Source organism: Streptomyces scabichelini (genome assembly GCF_011045015.1).
GTDB classification, from domain to species: Bacteria; Actinomycetota; Actinomycetes; order Streptomycetales; family Streptomycetaceae; genus Streptomyces; species Streptomyces scabichelini.
The window spans coordinates 1-2,923 of sequence record NZ_JAAKZY010000423.1; the positions used below are offsets into that span (position 1 = coordinate 1).

Genomic DNA, 2,923 nt, shown 5'->3' on the forward strand with positions numbered 1-2,923 from the left:
CCCCCACCACCGCATTACATGCGGACCAGGCAACGGTAATTGGAAGGTTTGGGACACGCGACCCTCACCCACTCGCCGCCTGACCAGGGCGTTTACCGAGTGCCGTAGTCCCAAAGCTTCCAATCCCTCGACATCGGTGGGAGACCACCGGGCCGAAGCCAACGCCCGGCGGCTGTCCCACGGGGTGGGGCACCTCCGCCCAGACCGTCTTGCCCGGACCGTCCGGCTGGAGGTCCACACCCCACCGAGCCGCCGGCCCCGCGACCAGCAACCCCACGCGTCGAGCCGGTGCGCGACCAGACGCCGCGCGAGGCGGGGCCGCCCGCGTCTGAACTGAGCGGGTGGCGTTCAGTGGTCCGCGCAGCACGGCGTGGGGTCCGGTACCTCGAACGGGACCAGGACGCCTCCCGCGGCGGGCATGGCTGTCAGGACCAGTTCTCCGGCCCGCCATTCCGGGCGTACGAAGTCTCTCGTCAGGATCCGCTGATCCGGCGCAGGTTCGCCGGACCCGCCCAGCACCACAACCCGGTCGATCGCCGAGCCCGACACCAGCTCCGCGACCGTCACCGTCCCGGTCAGCCGCACGACACCGGGGAACAGGACGGCGCGGCCCGCCATGTCAGGCACGCCGGCCGTCACCTCGTACCCCTTCGCCGCCAGCCCCTGCCTCGCCTCCACCGACGCCCCCGTGAACGACAGCACCACCCGCGGTCGCTCCCCGCGCACCAGGTGCGTGCAGCCGAACACGTCCTCCGGGAGGGCGAGTTCGGCTGCCAGCGACTGGAGCAGGTGGTCCGCCTCGCGCAGGGTCGTCGTTTCCGTGTCGGCCCAGAAGGCCCCGCCACGCCCCGACGTGGTCACGACGGGAGGACCCACACGGGGTTGGAGTAGAACCACAGGTCGGCCCACGGGTCCGCGTCGCCGACGACGTCGATCGCCGGGCCGGAGGGGTCAACCGCCTTGCCCATCAGGCCAGTTGCCGAGCGGTTGCCGTCGGTGCCGCGCAGGCGGACGTACAGCGGGCGGTCGACGCGGCCGAGTTCGTACGTGAGCTTGACCCTGCCGGAGGACTTTCCGACCTCGTACGACTTGACGACCTTCGCGGTCGGCGCGGTGAAGGTGTCCTTGTCCCGCGCCGCACCCGTCACATCGCCCTGGATGACGTCGACTCGGGCCAACTCGGGGATGAAGCCCGCCCAGTTGGGGCCGCTCGCGAGCGCGACCTCGACCGTCAGCGTGACCTTCGTGCCCTTCTTGACGTGCAGCGCGCCGCCGAGCGTCGCCCAGCGGCTGCCGCCCACCACCCGCACATCCAGGCCGCTGATGAGCTGGCCGTGGTCGACCCAGACGCGGCCGGCGCGGATGCCGTCCATGACGGCGGCGTAGGTGAAGCCGTCGGCGCCGACGTGGGTGCGGCTGTACTGGCCGGGCCAGTAGTCGCCCTCGGTGAGGTCGATCTTGCCGCCGTACACCGGGTCGGTGTGCTTGCCGTTGGCGAGGTAGTCGCTGTCCGGGCCGCCGCGCTTCGCGGTGTCCGTGTAGACGTTGTGGGAGTCGGAGTTGGCGGTGATCCACCAGGCCTTGCCCTCGGCGAGGAGGCTGTCCCACAGACCGCCGACGGTGGCGGTCATCCAGTCGAAGCCGCCCCAGGTGCGGTAGCTCTCCAGGGGGTATCCGGCGAAGGAGTTGGCGCTCGGGCTGCCGTCGTAGATACCGCGGGCGCGGCCCATGCCGATGGACTTCTCGATGCCGGCGGCCTGGTGGCCGGGCGCGCCCTCCATGCCGACGGCGATCTGGTGGCGCGCGGACGTGGCGTCACGCCAGGCGCGGATCTCGTGCGGCGAGTCGATGCCCTTGCGCGCGGGGTGGTTCGCGAGCATCAGGATGTCCTTGACCTTGCGCCGCTGGACCTGCTCCGCAAGGAAGTTGAGGCCCGCGATGGCGAGGGCCTCGTTGGCGGGCGTCGAGTCGGAGGCGCCCTTCACGCTGCCGTCGTAGTCGGTCTCGAACTGCTTGAGGACGGCGACCTCGTTCTTGCCCGGGTGGACGAAGACGGTGCCGTGCTCGGCGGCCGGGATGTTCCACTCCAGGCCCTGGAAGACGAGGGTGTCCTCGTACGTGTCCCGGGCCTCCACGATGTCCGGGTTGACCTTCTCCACACCGATCTTGGCGTGTGTCACGTTGCCGTGGTCGGTGATGACCATCCAGTCCAGGCCGTGTCGGGCGCCCTGGCGGACCTGGTCGGAGACGCGGTACTTGCCGTCGTTGCTGTACTGGGTGTGGATGTGGTGGTCGCCGGCCAGCCACAGGAAGCCGTCCTTGCGACGCCCCGTGGAGGAGGCGTACGCGGGGGCCCCTTGCGACGCGAGCACTCCGGTCGCCGCCAGACCCGCGCCCAGCAGGCCCGCGCGCCGCAGCATGGAGCGGCGCGAGTGCTGCTCGGGGGTCAGGGCCTCGTCGGGCACGGAGGTGTCGAAGGCGGCCGGGAGATCGGTGCCTTGGTGGTCGTGATGGTGGTGATGCCCATGTCCATGCGCGTGACCGTGTCCGTGCCCGTGACCCATGTCGGCCTGCCTTCTGTGCCTTCTTCGCCTTCGCGCTGTCGGTATGACCACGCGGGTGCGAGACTCGGCGCGAAACATGAACAATGTTCAACCAGGGCATGATCCGCAGGCAACTTGGTCGCATCAACTCTCCCGCCGCTTCACAATTCTCGCAGGATTCCCCCAACTACCCTTGTACAGCTCCTGAGTTGCCCTTGACCCTGAGCACCGTTGATCTTCCTCTCCCGTTCCTCCGTCCCCTGGAGACACCCCCCATGAGAAGAGTCATCGGAACCATCCTGGCGAGCGCGCTGGCCATGGCCGGGCTCGCCGCCACGAACACGGCATCCGCAACGGCCGCCGGATCCGCGACGGACGCC

At 69.9% G+C, this 2,923-nt stretch carries 2 protein-coding genes; both read right to left on the reverse strand.

The features are described 5' to 3' along the window. Nucleotides 1–348: 348 nt before the first annotated feature. On the reverse strand, nucleotides 349–861 hold the full coding sequence (locus tag G5C60_RS50220) for a hypothetical protein (protein WP_165270939.1): 513 nt from the start codon (nucleotides 859–861) through the stop codon (nucleotides 349–351). Further along, nucleotides 858–2,564: a PHP domain-containing protein gene (locus G5C60_RS50225; protein ID WP_165270941.1), complete on the reverse strand. Its 1,707-nt coding sequence runs from the start codon at nucleotides 2,562–2,564 to the stop codon at nucleotides 858–860. Before G5C60_RS50225 ends, G5C60_RS50220 begins: the two co-directional genes overlap by 4 nt. Between the last annotated feature and the right edge of the window lie 359 nt (nucleotides 2,565–2,923).

Excerpts from the sequence above, each read along its gene's own strand:
- G5C60_RS50225 (WP_165270941.1), bottom strand. The coding sequence starts at position 2,564 with ATGGGTCACGGGCACGGACACGGTCACGCGCATGGACATGGGCATCAC.